The sequence below is a fragment of the Nonomuraea sp. CA-143628 genome, from assembly GCF_050942315.1.
Lineage (GTDB): Bacteria > Actinomycetota > Actinomycetes > Streptosporangiales > Streptosporangiaceae > Nonomuraea.
The window spans coordinates 11,134,780-11,151,312 of record NZ_CP192072.1 but is presented as its reverse complement, the minus strand read 5'-3'; the positions used below and the strand labels follow the sequence as shown (position 1 = coordinate 11,151,312).

11 protein-coding genes are annotated in these 16,533 nt (G+C 71.0%); 6 read left to right on the top strand and 5 right to left on the bottom strand.

Annotation, left to right across the window (positions count from 1 at the left end; all coding sequences use genetic code 11):
- The first annotated feature begins 37 nt into the window (after positions 1-37).
- Genes ACQP2T_RS50540 through ACQP2T_RS50515 form a run of 6 tightly spaced genes read left to right on the top strand, consistent with a single transcriptional unit; the run spans position 38 to position 4,834 of the window.
- Positions 38-883, top strand: a complete 846-nt coding sequence (locus ACQP2T_RS50540; RefSeq protein ID WP_357942093.1) for a 3-hydroxyacyl-CoA dehydrogenase family protein — start codon at positions 38-40, stop codon at positions 881-883.
- 21 nt (positions 884-904) lie between these two features.
- Positions 905-1,156 (top strand): acyl carrier protein, encoded by a 252-nt coding sequence (locus ACQP2T_RS50535; protein WP_433511943.1) that lies wholly within the window; start codon positions 905-907, stop codon positions 1,154-1,156.
- On the top strand, positions 1,153-2,310 hold the full coding sequence (locus ACQP2T_RS50530) for an acyl-CoA dehydrogenase family protein (RefSeq protein ID WP_433511942.1): 1,158 nt from the start codon (positions 1,153-1,155) through the stop codon (positions 2,308-2,310). Before ACQP2T_RS50535 ends, ACQP2T_RS50530 begins: the two co-directional genes overlap by 4 nt.
- Positions 2,307-3,365, top strand: coding sequence for an HAD-IIIC family phosphatase (locus ACQP2T_RS50525; RefSeq protein WP_433511941.1), 1,059 nt, complete (start codon positions 2,307-2,309; stop codon positions 3,363-3,365). Before ACQP2T_RS50530 ends, ACQP2T_RS50525 begins: the two co-directional genes overlap by 4 nt.
- Positions 3,366-3,371: 6 nt before the next feature.
- Positions 3,372-4,157: a thioesterase II family protein gene (locus ACQP2T_RS50520; protein WP_433511940.1), complete on the top strand. Its 786-nt coding sequence runs from the start codon at positions 3,372-3,374 to the stop codon at positions 4,155-4,157.
- Positions 4,154-4,834, top strand: coding sequence for a 4'-phosphopantetheinyl transferase family protein (locus ACQP2T_RS50515; RefSeq protein ID WP_433511939.1), 681 nt, complete (start codon positions 4,154-4,156; stop codon positions 4,832-4,834). Before ACQP2T_RS50520 ends, ACQP2T_RS50515 begins: the two co-directional genes overlap by 4 nt.
- Before the next feature lie 11 nt (positions 4,835-4,845).
- Here the strand turns inward: ACQP2T_RS50515 and ACQP2T_RS50510 are convergent, their stop codons facing one another.
- The 5 genes from ACQP2T_RS50510 to ACQP2T_RS50490 all read right to left on the bottom strand — a co-directional run bounded on the left by ACQP2T_RS50510 (position 4,846) and on the right by ACQP2T_RS50490 (position 16,313).
- Entirely contained in the window at positions 4,846-6,006 is a 1,161-nt protein-coding gene (locus tag ACQP2T_RS50510) for an acyl-CoA dehydrogenase family protein (protein ID WP_433511938.1), read from the bottom strand.
- Complete coding sequence (locus ACQP2T_RS50505) at positions 6,003-9,872, bottom strand: SDR family NAD(P)-dependent oxidoreductase (protein WP_433511937.1); 3,870 nt, start codon at positions 9,870-9,872, stop codon at positions 6,003-6,005. The genes ACQP2T_RS50510 and ACQP2T_RS50505 overlap by 4 nt, the downstream gene beginning before the upstream one ends.
- On the bottom strand, positions 9,869-14,581 hold the full coding sequence (locus ACQP2T_RS50500) for an SDR family NAD(P)-dependent oxidoreductase (protein WP_433511936.1): 4,713 nt from the start codon (positions 14,579-14,581) through the stop codon (positions 9,869-9,871). Before ACQP2T_RS50500 ends, ACQP2T_RS50505 begins: the two co-directional genes overlap by 4 nt.
- Before the next feature lie 84 nt (positions 14,582-14,665).
- Entirely contained in the window at positions 14,666-15,487 is an 822-nt protein-coding gene (locus ACQP2T_RS50495) for an ABC transporter permease (RefSeq protein ID WP_357942111.1), read from the bottom strand.
- Positions 15,477-16,313: an ABC transporter ATP-binding protein gene (locus ACQP2T_RS50490; RefSeq protein WP_433511935.1), complete on the bottom strand. Its 837-nt coding sequence runs from the start codon at positions 16,311-16,313 to the stop codon at positions 15,477-15,479. The genes ACQP2T_RS50495 and ACQP2T_RS50490 overlap by 11 nt, the downstream gene beginning before the upstream one ends.
- Between the last annotated feature and the right edge of the window lie 220 nt (positions 16,314-16,533).

Below are 16,533 nucleotides of genomic sequence, written 5' to 3'. Positions count from 1 at the left end.
CCAAACAAAGCAGACCAACACAGCGAATGGAGCAGTCATGACAGTGATCGGCGTAGTGGGCGCCGGTGTGATGGGCGTGGGAGTGGCCCAGAACCTGGCCCAGACCGGCCACGACGTGGTCCTGGTCGACAAGGACGAGCAGATCCTCAAGCAGGCGCTCGCCAACATCGAGCGCAACAGCCGGATGAGCCGCCTCATGGGCGGCCCGGCCCTGGACGCGGACGCGATCCTCGCCAGGATCACCACGGCCGTCGGCGCCGACGCCCTGGCCAAGGCGGAGATCGTCATCGAGAACGTGACCGAGAACTGGGACGTCAAGCGGGAGGTCTACGAGGCGCTCGACGCGGCCTGCGGACCCGACACCGTGTTCGTCGTCAACACCTCGGCCATCCCGATCACCAAGGTCGGCGCCGTGACGGGCCGTCCCGACAAGGTCATCGGCGTACATTTCATGAACCCGGTGCCCGCCAAGCCGGCCGTCGAGCTGATCCCCGGCTTCCACACCACCCCCGACACCATCGAGCGGACCAGGAACCTGCTGGCCGCGATGGGCAAGCGGGCCGTCGACGTCAAGGACTCGTGCGGCTTCATCTCCAACCGGGTGCTCATGCTCACCGTCAACGAGGCCGCCTACCTCGTCCACGAGGGCGTGGCCACGGCCGAGTCCGTCGACGAGGTGTTCCGCAGCTGCTTCGGCCACCCCATGGGGCCGCTGGAGACCGCCGACCTGATCGGCGTCGACACCATCCTCTACAGCGTCGAGGTGCTGTACGAGCACTACGCCGACAGCAAGTACCGGCCGTGCCCGCTGCTCAAGCAGATGACCGACGCCGGTCTGCACGGACGCAAGTCCGGCCGCGGCTTCTTCACCTACGCCAACTAACTCAAACAAAGGAGCTCAGCTATGTCGAACACCGCAGAGGCGCAGATCCTCGACTTCGTCCGCGGCCGCTACCCGCAGGCCGAGATCACCGCAGACCAGGACATCTTCTCCCTGGGCTTCGTCAACTCGCTGTTCGCGATGGAGCTGGTGATGTTCGTGGAGAAGACCTTCGAGGTCACCATCCCGAACGAGGAGCTGCGCATCGACAACTTCCGGACCGCCGGCTCGATGGCCGAGCTGGTGGGCCGGCTGTCGGAGGAGCTGGCCGCGTGACGATCGTCACCCAGGCGCCGATCGCGCAGAAGACGCTCCCGGTCACCGACCGGGCCAGCGCCCGCGCGTTCGTGGACACCTTCATCGTTCCGTACGCCGAGGCGTACGACCAGGCCGGCTACATCCCCGAGGAACTGCTGGACCGGATGGCCGAGGCCGGTCTGTGGGCCCCCTTCCTGCCCGAGGAGGTGGGCGGCGCCGGAATGGACCTGGTCACCCTCGGCGAGGTCCACGAGGAGGTGGGCCGGGGCTGCTCGTCGGTACGCAGCCTGCTCACGGTCCACACCATGGTGTCGTGGGCGGTGCAGCGGTGGGGCAGCGCGGCGCAGCGGCAGAAGTGGGCCCCGGCCCTGGCCAAGGGCGCGGTCCTGGGCGCGTTCTGCCTGTCGGAGCCGGGCGCGGGCAGCGACACCTCGGGCATCACCACGACCGCCGTCCAGACCGGTACGGGCTGGGTGCTCAACGGCGGCAAGAAGTGGATCACCGGCGGCCAGCGGGCGGACCTGTACCTGGTGTTCGCCCGCACCGCGTCGAGCATCGGCGCGTTCCTGGTGCCCAGGGAGAGTCCCGGGGTCGAGGTGCGCCCGATCGACGACATGCTGGGCACCCGCGCGTCGATGCTCGCGGAGGTGACGTTCGACGACGTGCGCCTCGACGCCGACGCGCTGCTCGGGCCCAGCGGGTTCACCGCGGGCATGGTGCTCACCGGCACGCTCGACCTCGGCCGCTACAGCGTGGCGGCCGGGTCGGTCGGCATCATCCAGGCGTGCCTGGAGGCGTCGGCGACCTACACCTCGGCCCGCGAGGTCGGCGGCTCGGTGCTGCGGGACCTGCCGCTGATCCAGGCCAAGCTGTCCGACATGGTCACCGACGCGCGGGCGGCCCGGCTGCTGCTGGCCGAGGCGGGGCGGCTCAAGGACGCCGGCGAGGCGTCCACGATCATGGCGACCTGGGTGGCGAAGTACTTCGCGTCCACCGCGGCCGCCAGGCACGCGTCGGAGGCGGTCCAGATCCACGGCGCCAACGGCTGCAGCCCCGACTATCCCGTGGCCCGCTTCTACCGGGACGCCAAGGTCATGGAGATCATCGAGGGCAGCAACGAGATCCAGCGGATCACGATCGCCGGCCAGGCGGACCGGGAGGTGACGTCGTGAGTGTGGCCGTACTCCACGAGAAGCCCAAGCAGGGCCGCATCAAGTGCGTCGTGTGGGACCTCGACAACACGCTGTGGGACGGCGTGCTGCTGGAGGACGAGAACGTCAAGGTACGCCCGGCGGTCGTCGAGCACATCAGGCGGCTGGACCGCATGGGCGTGCTGCACTCGGTGGCCAGCAAGAACGACCATGAGGCGGCGTTCGGCAAGCTGCGCGAGCTCGGCCTCGACGACCTGTTCCTCTACCCGCGCATCAACTGGAACGCCAAGTCCGACTCGATCCGCCAGATCTCCAAGGCGCTCAACCTCGGGCTCGACGCGTTCGCGTTCGTGGACGACCAGGAGTTCGAGCGCGCCGAGGTGGCGCACGAGGTGCCGGAGGTGACCTGCGTCGACGTCGCGGACGTGGACGAGGCGCTGGTACGACCGGAGTTCACCCCCCGCTTCGTCACCGACGAGTCGGCGCAGCGGCGCGGCATGTACCAGGGGCAGATCGCCAGGGACGAGCTGGAGAGCGAGTTCGTCGGCACCAACGAGGAGTTCCTGGCCGGGCTGAAGATGGCCTTCACCATCGCGCCCGCTCAACGGGAGGACCTCCAGCGGGCCGAGGAGCTGACGGTACGCACCAACCAGCTCAACTCGACCGGGCGCACCTACTCCTACGAGGAGCTGGACGAGCTGCGCGAGTCGCCGGACCACCTGCTGCTGGTGGCCTCGCTGACGGACCGGTTCGGCAGCTACGGCAAGATCGGGCTCGCGCTGGTGGAGAAGGAGGAGACGGTCTGGCGGCTCCGCATGATGCTGATGTCGTGCCGGGTGATGTCGCGCGGTGTCGGGATGGTCATGCTCAACCACGTCATGCGGCTGGCGAAGGAGGCCGGCGTCTCGGTGCGGGCCGACTTCGTGGAGACGGGACGCAACCGGATGATGCAGGTCACCTACGCGTTCGCGGGTTTCAGGGAGGTGGAGCGGAACGGCGCCCACGTGGTGCTGGAGGCCGACCTGACGAACGTGCAGCCGCCTCCGCCGTACGTGCGGCTAGAGATCCTGGATTGAGGCACGATGACCGTCAATGATGTGACCAGCGAAGACGCGGTCCAGCGGTGGCTGCCGTTCCGGGCCCAGACCGGCGCGGCGGCCGACGCGCTCGCGCTGTTCTGCCTGCCGCACGCCGGGGGCGGGGCCTCCGCCTACCGGGCGTGGCAGCACCGGTTGCCGGGTGTGGCGGTGCTGCCGGTCCAGCCGGCCGGGCGGGAGAACCGGCTGCGCGAACCTCCGTACGAACGGATGGCGCCGTTGGTGGCCGATCTGGCCGACGTCATCCTGGCCGAGGTGAGCGGAGATCGCCGGTACGCCGTCTATGGACACAGCCTGGGCGCGCTGGTCTCCTTCGAACTGCTGAGGGAGATCCGCCGCCGGGGCGGCCCCGAGCCGGTGCACCTGTTCGTCTCCGGCTGTGTCGCCCCGCACCGGTCGTTCGACGACGGGCCGCCGGTGCGCGGCATGAGCAGCGCCGAGCTGGTGGAGCTGCTGCGCAAGCTCGGCGGGACCCCCGACTGGCTGCTGAACGACCCGTCCGTGCTGGAGATGATCCTGCCCGCCATGCAGGCCGACTTCAGCGTCAAGGAGACCTACACGTACTACTCCGAGCCCCCGCTGGACGTCCCGATCACCGCGCTGCCGAGCACCGACGACCCGCGGGCCGGCCGGGAGCTGGTGGCCGCGTGGCGGGAGCAGACGACCGGGCGGTTCGACCTGCACACCTATGTCGGCGGGCACTTCGCCGTCTTCGAGCAGGCGAAGCTGACCTACAAGCACGTCTCGGAGGCGCTGCGCGCGTGGGTATGACGCAGCCCAGAGTGTGGAAGATCCACCTCGACCGGCCGTTGCGGCATGGCGGGTGGCGGTCGCTCTCCGACGCCGAGCGCGAGCGGGCCCGACGGCTCGGCTCGGCCCGGGAGCGGCACCGGTTCATGGTCGCGCACGCCGCGCTCCGCGCCATCCTCGGCGAGGTCTGCGGCGTGCGCGCCGCGCGTCTGGCCTTCCACACGGAGGACGGCGGCCGCCCGTACGTGACCCTGCCCCACGGCCGGGTCGCGACCGGCTTCAACCTGTCCCACGGCCGGGGAGCGCCCGACTTCAACCTGTCCCACTCCGAGGAGTGGGCGCTGGTGGCGGTGGCGCCGCCGGGCTCAAGGGTCGGCGTGGACGTCGAGTGGATCCGCGAGGACCTCGACTGCCTGGCGATGGCCGGCAGCATGTACCAGCCGGAGGAGGTCGACCGGCTGCGCGAGGCGGGCCCTTCCGGCCTCCGTACCGGATATTTCCGCCTCTGGACGGCCAAGGAGGCGTACGTCAAGGCCGTCGGGGTGGGCCTGGCCGGACTCCGCGATGTCCTGGTACGCGAAGAGAGCACGACCCATGGGGCCGTGCTCTCGCCGCCCGGCGCCGCCCTGCCTGTCCGCTGGCTGGACGTCGCGCCGGGCTACGCCGCGGCGGTCGTCACCACCGCGGCCGCCTCATGACCGCTTCGAGCTCATGACCGCTTTGAGACCGGCACCACGTACCGGCTGAAGACCAGGTCACGCAGTACGTCGTCACCGCCCTCGACGATCGACACGTAGCGCACGTCCCGCAGCAGCTTGCCGATGACCGAGTCGTGCGTGTAACCGAGCCCGCCGAACATCTCCGAGGCCGTGGACGCGATCTGCCACCCCGTCTGCCCGCAGAACATCTTCGCGGTGAGCGCTGACTTGAGCGTCCCGACCCGCAGGAACTCCTCGCCGGCGTCCGGCCGGGCCGCCACCGCGTCGTACGCGCGGGCCGCCGCCAGGCACTGGTTCGCCATCACGTCGATCTGCATCTCGAACTGGCCCAGCCGGCTCGCGAACACCGCGTTGTTGGCCAGCGGCGAGCCCTTCACCGACTTGGACTTGCCGTACTCCATGCACACGTCGCGCACCCGGCGGGCGATGCCGAGCGCGGTCGTGGCGATGAGGATGCGGCTGGCGTTCAGCCCGACCTCCAGCAGCCGCAGGCCGTTGCCGCGCAGTACGTTCGCCGCGGGCACCCGGCAGTCGGTGAGCGAGACCTGGTAGGTCGCCGACGAGCGCAGCCCGATGACGTCCCACCGCTTGTCCACCCGGATGCCGGGCGTGTCGCGCGGCACCAGGACCGCGAGGTAGCCCGCCGGGTCGTCCTGGGCCCGCGCGATCACCACGATGAACTGCGCGAAGTCGGTGTTGGTGGAGAACGCCTTCTGCCCGTTGAGCACGATCTCGTCGCCGTCGCGGGTCGCCGTGGTGGAGATCCGGGCCAGCTCGCTGCCCGCCGCGTGCTCGCTGCCGAGCGTCGCGCAGAACCCGTTCTCCGCCGCCATCCGGCCCAGGTGGCGCTCCCGGAGCTCGGCGGAGCCGTACCACTGGACCATGCTCGTCGTGAGCACCGGGATGAACAGCGTGAACGCCACGCCCGCGTCGGCGTAGGCCAGCTCGGAGACGATGCGGACGCTCTCCTCCAGGCCCAGCCCGAGCCCGCCCGACTCCTTGGGCAGCCACCAGTTCGCCAGGCCGGTGTCGGCGAAGCGCTTGTAGAGCGGCATCGGCGCCTCGGCCAGCGAGTCCAGGTAGGCGTCCTTGTCGAGCAGCTCGCGCCGGGCGAAACTCTGGATCTTGCGCAGATACTCGGGCTGCTTCACGCGTCCTCCCTCGAATCGAGCAGTGCGGCCAGCTGACGGACCGTCGGGCACTCCAGCAGCCCGGTGACCGGCACCGAGGCGTTCAGGGCCTTGCGGATCCGGGTGGTCAGCTCGATCGCGAGCAGCGAGTGGCCGCCGAGCTCGAAGAAGTTGTCCGTGGCGCCGATCGGGTCGATGCCCAGCACCCTCGACCAGATGCCGGACAGCGTGGTCTCGGTGCCCTCGTTCGGCTCGACGTACGGGGTGCTCAGGTCCGGGCGCGGGTGGCGCTCGCGGTCGTCGTCGAGATCGTCGTCGCCGGCGTCGTGGATGTCACCGGTGACCCACTGCGCGATGCGCGCCTCCAGCGAGCCGGTCGAGATGACCAGGTGGCCGACGCGGTCGGCGGCCGACAGCGCCCGCTCGAACACGTCCACGCCCTCCGCGGGCGTCATCGCGTAGTCGATGACCGCGCCGCTGTGGCCTTCGAGCCGGTCGGGGTCGATGTTCCAGGTGTCCCAGTCGACGGTGACCCACCGGCCGCCGCCCAGCCGGGCCACGCGGATGTAGGCGTCCAGCGCCGCGTTCGCCGACGCGTATGGCGCCAGCGTCATCCCGCCGAGCACCGCCGCGATCGACGACAGCGTGACACGCCGGTCGCGGGCCTGCTCTCCCAATACGGCCTCCAGCACGTGGAAGCCCTTGACCTTGGCGGCCAGGTGGGCGTCGCACTGGTCGCGGTCCATGAGGTGGGCGAAGTTGAAGTAGCCGCCGTCCTGGACGCCCGCGCCGTGCACGGCCACGTCGATCCTGCCGAAGTGCTCGACCGCCGCCTCGACGACCGCCCGCATCCCGGCCTCGTCGGCCACGTCGGCCGACAGGGCGAGCACGGTGGCGCCGCGCTCCTCCAGGTCGCGGATGTTGCGGATGTGCCGTGCCGTACGCTCCCCGCCCTGCGGCACCGAGGCCAGGAAGGCGTCCCACTCCGCGCGGGGCGGCAGCGGGGCGCGGGCGGTGAGCACCAGGCGGCAGCCGTACCGGGCGGCCAGGTGGCGGGAGAGCACGAGGCCGACGTCGCCGAGACCGCCGGTGATCAGCACGGTGTCGCCGTCGCGGAACGGCCGCTCCTCGGGGCCGGGCTCGTCGATGGGGTACTGCTCGTACTGCCGCAGCCACGTCTCGCCCGAGCGCACCGCGACCGGCCCCTCGTGCGGGGCGACGGAGGCGGCCAGGATCTGGGTGGCGAGCTGCTCGGGATCGAGGTCGGACCCGACGTCGATGTGGCGGCAGCGCAGGCGCGGGTTCTCCTGCTGCAGGCTCGGCGCCAGCGCGGCGAGCGTCGCGTGCTCGGGGTGGCGCAGGTCCGAGCCGACCACGCCCACCGCTCCCGGCGTCAGCAGGACCAGCTCGGCACGCGGCGCGGAGCCGGTGTTGTCGACCAGCTCGCGGGCCAGCGCGAGGGCGGAGTAGAAGCCGCGGCTCTGCTCGGCGTCGAAGTGGGCGACCGGGTCCGGCCCCGCCTCGGCGGCGGACAGGCTGAAGGCATGGATGATCGAGCGCGGGTTGACCACGAGCGAGTAGAGCACCTCGGCCATGTCATCCGCCTTGTCGGGGCGAATCGTGAAATGTCCGGTGTCGTCCTCGTCGAACCGGCTGCCCCGGCGCACCGCTGTCACCTCGGCGCCCGCCTCGGTCAGCCGCTCGACCAGGGCCTCGCCCCGGGCGTCGTCGGTGAAGACCAGCCAGGGACCGGCCAGCCTGAGCTGCTCGTCCAGGCCGTTGAGGGTGAGGGGCCGCTGCCGCCACGTCGGCAGATGCGTCCACTTCGAGCGGTCGAACGTCTTACCGGTGCTCGGGGGCGCGGCCATCATGCTCGGGTTGGCCTTGACCCAGAACCGGCGCTTCTGCCAGGGGTAGGTGGGCAGCTCGACCCGCAGGCCCGCGCCCTGGTGCAGCACTGCCCAGTCGACGGCGCTACCGGCCTGCCACAGCCTGCCCAGAGTGGCCAGGAGCCACTCGGCGGCGCTCTCGCCGTCGGCGGGGGCCACGGCGATCTCCTCGACTCCGGACGTGTCGGAGGTCGCGTCGTGGAGCAGGCGCACGCCGAGCGCGGTGAGCGCCTCGGCGAGCGCCGCGACCGCGTCCTCGGGGGTGGCGGCACCGAGAGAGGCAGCGCCGGCGGTTCCGGGGCGGGCCAGTCGGTCGACCCCGGCAGCGCCGGCGGCGCCTGGCCGGGTCAGCCGGTCGGCTGCCGCCCGCAGGTCCGCCCACCATTCGGTCGGTACGTCACCGCCGGGCGTGACCAGCCGGACCTTGGGGTTGCGGCGCTGTGTCTTGGCGTCGATCCAGCGCGCCGGATCGCCCAGCGCCGCGACCGCGTCCTCCCGGTCCCGGACCACGATCGCGCGCCGCGTCGCGAAGCCGCCGCGCGACACCTGCAGCGTGTACGCCACGTCCGCCAGGTCGTCGGCGAGGTCGCCGGAGAGGTGCTCCCGCAGCAGCCCGGTGAGGTCGGACAACGCCTGCCCGTCGGCGGCCGAGAACGTCAGCAGGTGCGGTCCCGGCCGGGCCGGCCGCGACGGCCGTACCGGCGCCTGCTCCAGCACCACGTGCGCGTTGGTGCCGCCGAGCCCGAACGAGCTGACCCCGGCCCGCCGCGGATGCGGACCCGCGGGCCAGGCCCGGTGCTCGGTGAGCACCGTGAACCGGTCCCGCGCCGTCGCCAGCGCCGGGTTGGGCGTCTCGTAGTGCGGGGTGCCCGGCAGCAGTTCGTGCTTGAGGGTGAGCGCGGCGCGCATCAGCCCGGTGACGCCGGAGGCGCGGTCGAGGTGACCGATGCTGGGCTTGAGCGAGCCCAGCACGCACGGCGTCTCGCGGGGCTGGGCGAACACCCGGTTCATCGCGGCCAGCTCGATCGAGTCGCCCAGCATGGTGCCGGTCGCGTGGCACTCGACGTAGCCGACGGTGTCGGGCTTGACCCCGGCCACGCCCAGCGCGGACTCGATGACCTCGGCCTGCCCGTCGACGCCGGGCGCGGTGTATCCGGCGCGGGTCCGGCCGTCGTTGTTGGCCGCGGAGCCGAGGATGACCGCGTGGATGACGTCGCCGTCCTTGAGCGCGTCGGACATGCGCTTGAGCGCGACCGTGCCGACGCCGCTGCCCATGACCGTGCCGCCCGCCTCGGCGTCGAAGCTGCGCACCCGCCCGTCGGGCGACATGATGCCGCCCTGCTCGTACAGGTAACCGGCGGGCTGGGGGAGCGGCGTGAACGCGCCGCCCGCCAGCGCGATGTCGCACTCGTACGTCAGCAGGCTCTGGCAGGCCAGGTGCACCGACACCAGCGAGGTGGAGCAGAAGGTCTGCACGGTGACGGCCGGGCCGCGCAGCCCGAGCTTGTAGGAGACGGTCGAGGCCAGTGAGTCGCGCTCGTTGCCGGTGGCCATGAGCAGCGCGCCGCCCGGTTGACCGGCGAGGTGCTGGATGTTCTGGACGATGTAGTCGGGGAAGCCGCAGCCGGCGAAGACGGCGACCTGCCCCGGCGTGTCGGTCGGGCAGTAGCCCGCGCTCTCCAGCGCCTCCCACGAGCATTCGAGGAACAGCTTGTGCTGGGGGTCCATCGTCTCGGCCTCGCGCGGGTTGATCCCGAAGACCGTGGCGTCGAACTGGTCGAGTCCGTCGATCGGGCCGCCGACGCGGACGTAGCGCGGGTCGGCCACCTTGCCCGGCTCGACGCCGGACTCGGCCAGCTCCTCGTCGGTGATCTCGCGCAGCCCCTTGATCCCGGCCAGGACGTTGCGCCACAGCTCGCCGACGCTGCTCGCTCCCGGAAAGCGACCGGACATGCCGATCAGGGCGACCGCCGAGTCGTAGTCAGTCTCCTCCGTCATGATGCCGCCTTCCCACGGAGCATGTTGCGTCGCTGTTCGATGCGGGACCGCCGCTGGTCAAGGGCCCCGAGGGTCTGCTGGTCCTGCTCGCCGCCCGAGGTCGCGGCCTCGGCGAGCGAGGCGACCGTGGGCGACTGGTAGAGGATGTGCGGCGGCAGGTAGGACAGTTCGAGGGCCTTGCGGACCTCGGCGATGATCTCCATGCCGAGCAGCGAGTTGCCGCCGAGCTCGAAGAAGTTGTCGTGGATGCCGACCTGCTCCAGGCCGAGCGCCTCGGCCCAGACCGCGGTGATGGCCTCCTCGGCCGGTGACTGCGGCTCGACGTACGCGGTCGACAGCTCGGGCCGCGGGTGGCGGCCGAAGGCGTCGCGGATCTTCTTCACCGTGGCCTGGTGGCTCTCGATCGACGAGCGGCGGCTCATCGCGACCAGCGGGGCGAAGTCCTGCGTCGAAGTGATCACGTGGGCCTCGCCGCTGGCCAGCACCCGCAGCAGCGTCTCGTAGCCCTGGTCGAAAGTGAGGCCGAAGTTCTCGCGATACCAGGTGAAGTAGTGCTTGGAGCCCTCGTCGTAGTTCTCCAGGCCGTCGGTCCAGCCGTTCCAGGTCCACTCGCACCAGTCGATCGACGTCACGCTCACGCCGGGCAGCGGGTCGCTCAGCGCGTACGCGTCGAGGAAGGCGTTGGCCGCGCAGTAGTCGACCTGACCGGCGCCGCCGCCGGTCGCTGACGTGGTGGAGGAGAACAAAGCCACGAAATCCACCGGGACGTCCTTTAACGCCTCACCGATGGCCAGCGTGCCCGCCACCTTCGGCGCCAGTGTGCGCTGGATGTCGGCGGTCGTCTTGAACTGCATCAGGCCGACGGCCGGCACCCCGGCGCAGTGCAGCACGCCGTTCAGCTCGCCGAAGGTGTCGATCGCCGCGCCGACCGCCCGCCGTACGTCATCGGGCTGGGAGACGTCACCGGCGACCGTGATGACCTCGATGCCCGCGGCCTCCAGCCGCCGCAGCCCTTCGATCCGCCTGCGCACCTCGTCGGCCGTGCGTTCCGAGGCCAGGATGGGGCCCCACTGGTCCTTGGGCGGCACGGGGGTGCGGCCCATCAGGACGAGGCGGGCCTGGTAGTGCTCGGCGAGCCGTTCGGCCATGGCCAGGCCGATGCCGCCGAGGCCGCCGGTCACGAGGTACGTGCCGCCCCGGCGTACCTGGGCCTTGGGGGAGTCCTGGTCGATGCACGACGCGTCGAGCACCTCGTACTCGGGGACCCAGCGCCGGCCACTCCGCAGCCCCACGACCTGGTCGGCGGGTTCGGCGCGCAGCTCGGTGAGGAGGTCGCGCGGCGACGACGCCGTGTCGATGTCGATCAGGCGGGTGCGCACGCGCGGGTACTCGACCGGGATCAGGCGGGTCGGGCCGAGCAGGGTGCCGCGTTCCGGGATGACCCGGTCGCCGGGGAGCACCCGCTGGCCGCCGATGGTGACGATGTCCAGCGACCACCGCGTGATGCCCATGTCGCCCGCGGCCCGCGCGAGCGCGACCAGGGTGTGCAGGCCGCGCCGCAGGCACTCGTCGGTCGAGTCGGGGTTCTCCTCGGCGGTCCACAGGTGCACCACGCGCTCGGGCTCGAAGTCCCGCTCGGCCAGAGAACGCAGCGCGCTGACGGCGTCCTCCGGCGAGCCGGGCCGGACCACCAGGCCGTCGGGCCCGGCGGCGAACCGCTCGCCGGGACGGACCAGCACCACCTGGTGCCCCGCCGCCTCCAGGTGCGCGCGCAGCGCGGTGGCCAGCGTGTCGGCCCGGCCCGCGTCCGTGTAGACCAGCCAGCGGCCCGCCTCCTCCTCGCGTGCCGGGCGCGGCGCGGTCTGCCGCCAGGTCGGCACGTTGATCCAGCGCTCGTCCGGCAGCCGGGGCAGGGCGTTCAGGATGCTGGTGGGGTCGCTGTCGTCGATCGCGGGCGCGCCGGTGCTCGCCGCGGTCTGGTCGATCTCCAGCCAGTAGTCCTGGTGCTCGAAGGGGTACGTCGGCAGCGGGATCCGCCCGGGTGCCCAGCCGGTGTGCAGCGCCGCCCAGTCGACGGAGACGCCGGCCAGCCAGAGCTTGCCGACGGCCGTGGCGGTGGCGGCGTGGGTGTCGAGGCGGTCGTTCGCGGCGGGCAGCGTGGTGACGATCAGCGGCCACTGGGCGCGGTCGCACTCCGGGTGGCCACGGGTCAGCGCGCCGAGCGACTGGCCGGGGCCGATCTCCACCAGGGCGAGATCGCCGGAGCCGAGCACGTGCGCGAGCCCGGCACCGAACTCCACGGTCTCGCACATGTGCCGCGACCAGTAGCCGGGGTCGGTGACGACGTCCGCGGTGGCCAGGCGGCCGGTGACGTTGCTGACGTACGGGATCACCGGGGGGTGCAGGGTGACGTTGTCGCTGATCCAGGCGGTCAGCTCGGCGGCCACCGGCTCCAGCATCCGGGAGTGGAAGGCGTGAGTGGTGTCCAGGCGGCGGCAGCCGATCTTCGCGTCCAGCAGGAGTGCACCGGCCGCGTCGACCGCCGCGACGGGCCCGGCCACGACCAGCTGTGAGCCGGTGCGCACCGCCACGTCCAGATCGCGGGCCCGCAGGTCGCCGAGCACCGCGCGCAGCCGCCGCTCGTCGGCGGCCACCGCGAGCATGGCGCCCTCGGGCTGCGAGGTGATCAGCTTGGCCCGGTAGGCGACCAGCCGCAGCGCGTCGGGGAGCGAGAGCACGCCGGACAGGCAGGCGGCCACGTACTCGCCGAGGCTGTAGCCGACCATGATCTCGGGGGCGATGCCCCAGCGGATGAGCTGGCGGGCCAGCGCGTACTCCGCCACGAAGACGGCGGGCTGGATCAGGTGCGCCTCGGCCGTGGAGCGGGCCGCCGCGTCGCCGGTGCGGCCCAGGAGCCGGGCCAGGTCGCCGCCCGTGTCCTGGCGCTCGGCGGCCACGAAGACGTCGGACAGCTGCGCGGCCTCGGTGAGGCCGAGGACGGTCAGGCACTCGTCGACGTCGTCGCGGAAGGCGGGCTCGTCGGCGTAGAGCGCGGCCACCATGCCGGGGTACTGCTCGCCGACCCCGGCGATCAGGAAGCCGACCCGGCGGCCCACGGTCGCGTCGTTACGGCCCAGCCGCCCGGCGGGGTCGGCCAGCAGGGTAGCGGCCTTGCCGGTCGAGTCGGCCACGACGACCCTGCGGTGGTTGAAGACCTTGCGGCCGACCTGCAGCGTGTAGGCGACGTCGCCCAGTTCGAGGTCGGAGTCGATGTCCAGCCGGTCGGCGAGCCTGACGCAGGCGTTCTCGGCGGCCGACTCGGAGCGGGCCGACAGCGGCAGCACCTGCCAGCGGCGGGGCCGCTCGGGGCGCCGCTCGGGCCGCGGGGCCTCGGTGACGATGGCGTGCGCGTTCGTGCCGCCCATGCCGAGCGAGCTGATGCCCGCGATCCGGGGCCGGTCGTCGTCACGCGGCCACGGCGTGACCTCGGAGGTGACGCGGAACGGGCTGCTGTCGAAGTCGATCTCCCGATTCGGGGAGGTGTAGTGAAGGGTGCCCGGAATGCGCTCGTTGCGCAGGGACTGGACGACCTTGATGAGCCCGGTGACGCCCGAGGCGCGGTCGAGGTGGCCGACGTTCGGCTTGATCGAGCCGAGCAGGCAGTACTGCTTGTCCTTGGTGGGGCCGAAGGCGCTGGTCAGGGCGGCGACCTCCATCGGGTCGCCCACTTCGGTCGCGGTGCCGTGCGCCTCGACGTACGAGATCTCCGACGGGTCGACCCCGGCCCGCTCGATCGCCTTGCTGACGCACCTGCGCTGCCCGTCGATGCTGGGCGCGAGGTAGCTGAACTTGAGCGCGCCGTCGTTGTTGATCGCGGAGGCGCGGATGACGGCGAGCACGGTGTCGCGGTCGGCTATCGCGCGGTCGAGGCGCTTGAGCGCGACCACGGCGGCCCCGTCGCCGAACATGCTGCCCTTGCCCTCGGCGTCGAACGTACGCACATGGCCGTCGGGCGACTCCTGGCCGCCCTCCTCCCACAGGTACCCGACCCGGTCGGGGATGCGTACGGACACGCCGCCGGCCAGCGCGATCTCGCAGTCTCCCCGGCGCAGCGCGTCGCTCGCCAGGTGCACGGCGACGAGCGAGGTCGAGCAGAACGTCTGCACGGCCACGCTCGGGCCCGAGAGGTTGAGGCGGAAGGAGACGTTCGTGGTGAGCGCGTCCTTGTCGTTGCCGATCATCAGGGCGGACGGGTCGATGCCCATCTCGAACGCCCTCAGCCGGGTCAGCAGGTAGCCGCTGATGTTGGTGCCCGCGAACACGCCCACGCTGCCCCGCGCGTCGGGCGAGCCGTAACCGGCGGCTTCGAGGACCTCCCAAGCGACCTCCAAAAAGATCCGCTGCTGCGGATCGGCCAAGGTCGCCTCACGCGGGTTGTAACCAAAGAATCCGGCGTCGAATCCCCGGATGTCCTCGAGGATCGGCCGGCTCCTGACATAGTTCGGCTGCTGGAAGGTCGCCGGACTGACCCCCGCGTCGATCAGCTCCTCGTCGGAGAATCGGGTGAAAGATTCCACGCCGGTGCTGATGTTGCGCCAGAACGTCTCGACGTTGTCCGCCCCGGGGAATCGGCCGGCCATGCCGATGATCGCGATATTCGACTCGTCCGCCGAGTGTTTCGAGTCGCCGGGTGAATGCTGCTGATCCATCAACATGCCTCAATTCCGTACATGTCACTGAATTACCGATAGAAAGGCGAGCGACCCGCGGCCCCCTGACCGCGGGTCGGCACTTCAGAGCAGGTGCCCACGCCCCCAACCGCGCGTGAGCCTGCGGACGGCGAACGTGCCGGCGACGAGGCCGATCGCCAGCAGCACCCCGGCCGGTGCCAAGGTGCCGGCCGCGTCTCCGCGGACCGCGGCCTGCATCATCGTCAGGGCCCAGTAGCCGGGCGAGATGTGCGCGGCCACCTGGGCCCACTCGGGCATGATGCTCAGCGGCACCAGAGCGCCGCCCAGCGAGCTGAGCGTCAGGGCACCGACGTCGGAGATCACGCTGAGCTCCCCGTGGCTGCGGACGATCGTGGCGAGTGCAGCGCCGATCGACAGCAGCGCGAAGGCCCAGATCGCGATGGCGAAGACCACGTACTGCGGGGCCCTCGGGATCGGCAGCCCGATGACGAGGCAGCCGTACACCAGCAGGATCGACTGCTGCACGACCATCACCACGAAGATCGGGATGGTCTTGCCGAGCAGCAGCTCGGTCGCCGGGGCGCGGCTCGCGCGCAGGCGGTCCCAGGTGCGCCAGGTGCGCTCGACGAGGATCGCGTTGCCCGCGATGGAGATCGCGAACACCGAGAACATCACCATCAGCCCGGTCGCCACCTGCGTCGCGCCGCCTTCGACGGCCCGGACGTACAGCGGCTTGAGCACCAGCATGAGCACCATCGGCATGGCGACGTAGCTGATCATCTGGCCCGGGTCGCGCAGCCGGATGAGCGTGTTGTGCTTGGCCAGCGCGCCGATGCGGTACGCGGCGCCGCGCAGGTTCTCGACCAGGCCCGCGGGCGGCGGAGGTTCGATCCGCTGCTGGGTGTGGGGGGTGTCAAGGAGCATTGCTGACCGCCAGGGATCTGTAGAGGTCGTCGAGGGAGGGGTTGCGCACGTCGACGGTGCTGATCGGGCGGTCGGCACGGCTGAGCAGGTCGATCAGGGTGTTGGCCGGGTGGGTCGTCGAGACCGTGATCTCCTCTTCGTTGTCGAAGGTGAGCTGCACCTCGCCGGGCAGGCCGTCGACCAGCTCCTCGTGGGTTCCCCTGGCGATGACCCGGCCGTCCCTGACGACCGCGATCGTGGCCTTGAGCTCGGTGAGCTCGGGCAGGTAGTGGGTGGTGTAGACGACGGCGGCGCCCTCGCCCGCGCGCTGCTTGACCACGTCGAGCATCGCCTGCCTGGTCTCCAGGTCGGCGCCGGCCGTCGGCTCGTCGAGCAGCAGGAGTGCCGGCCGGTGGATGAGCGCGGTGGCCGCCTGGGTCCTGCGCTGCTGACCGCCGGACAGGACCGCCGCGTGCCGGTCGATGAAGTCGGTCAGCCGCAGGGCGACCACGATGTCGTCGATGGCGGTGGTGAGCGCCTGGCCACGCAGCCCGGCCAGCTTGCCGAACAGCTCCAGGTGCTCCCTGACACTGACGGACGGATAGAGCGCGATGTGCTGTGGTGCGACTCCGACCTGGCCTTTGGCGGCGGACGGTGGCTTACCGTCGATGGTGACGTGGCCGCCGTCCGGTCGGGTCAGGTACGACACGATCTCCACGAAGGTCGTCTTGCCCGCGCCGTTGTGCCCCACGAGCCCGACGATCTCGCCCGCGGCCACGCTCAGGCTGAACTCGTCGAGGGCTCTGACCGGGCCATAACACTTGACAAGATCGATTGCCTCCAGCAATGTGTCACCTCCTCCAGGTATTCACACCGAATGCGACGTCTGCTCTTTGTCGGAAATTAATCGGTTGAATACGATTAACTGGTGTTGGTGGCTACGATAGCGGTAGCTGACCTAGGTGACCGATGGCAGGAAGTTCCGGAAAGAGTAGGCCACTGACCTCCTGTGGGATTCTGTCGCAATAACTGGTGAATCCGCACTACAGGCCCGCTGTCATCAAATG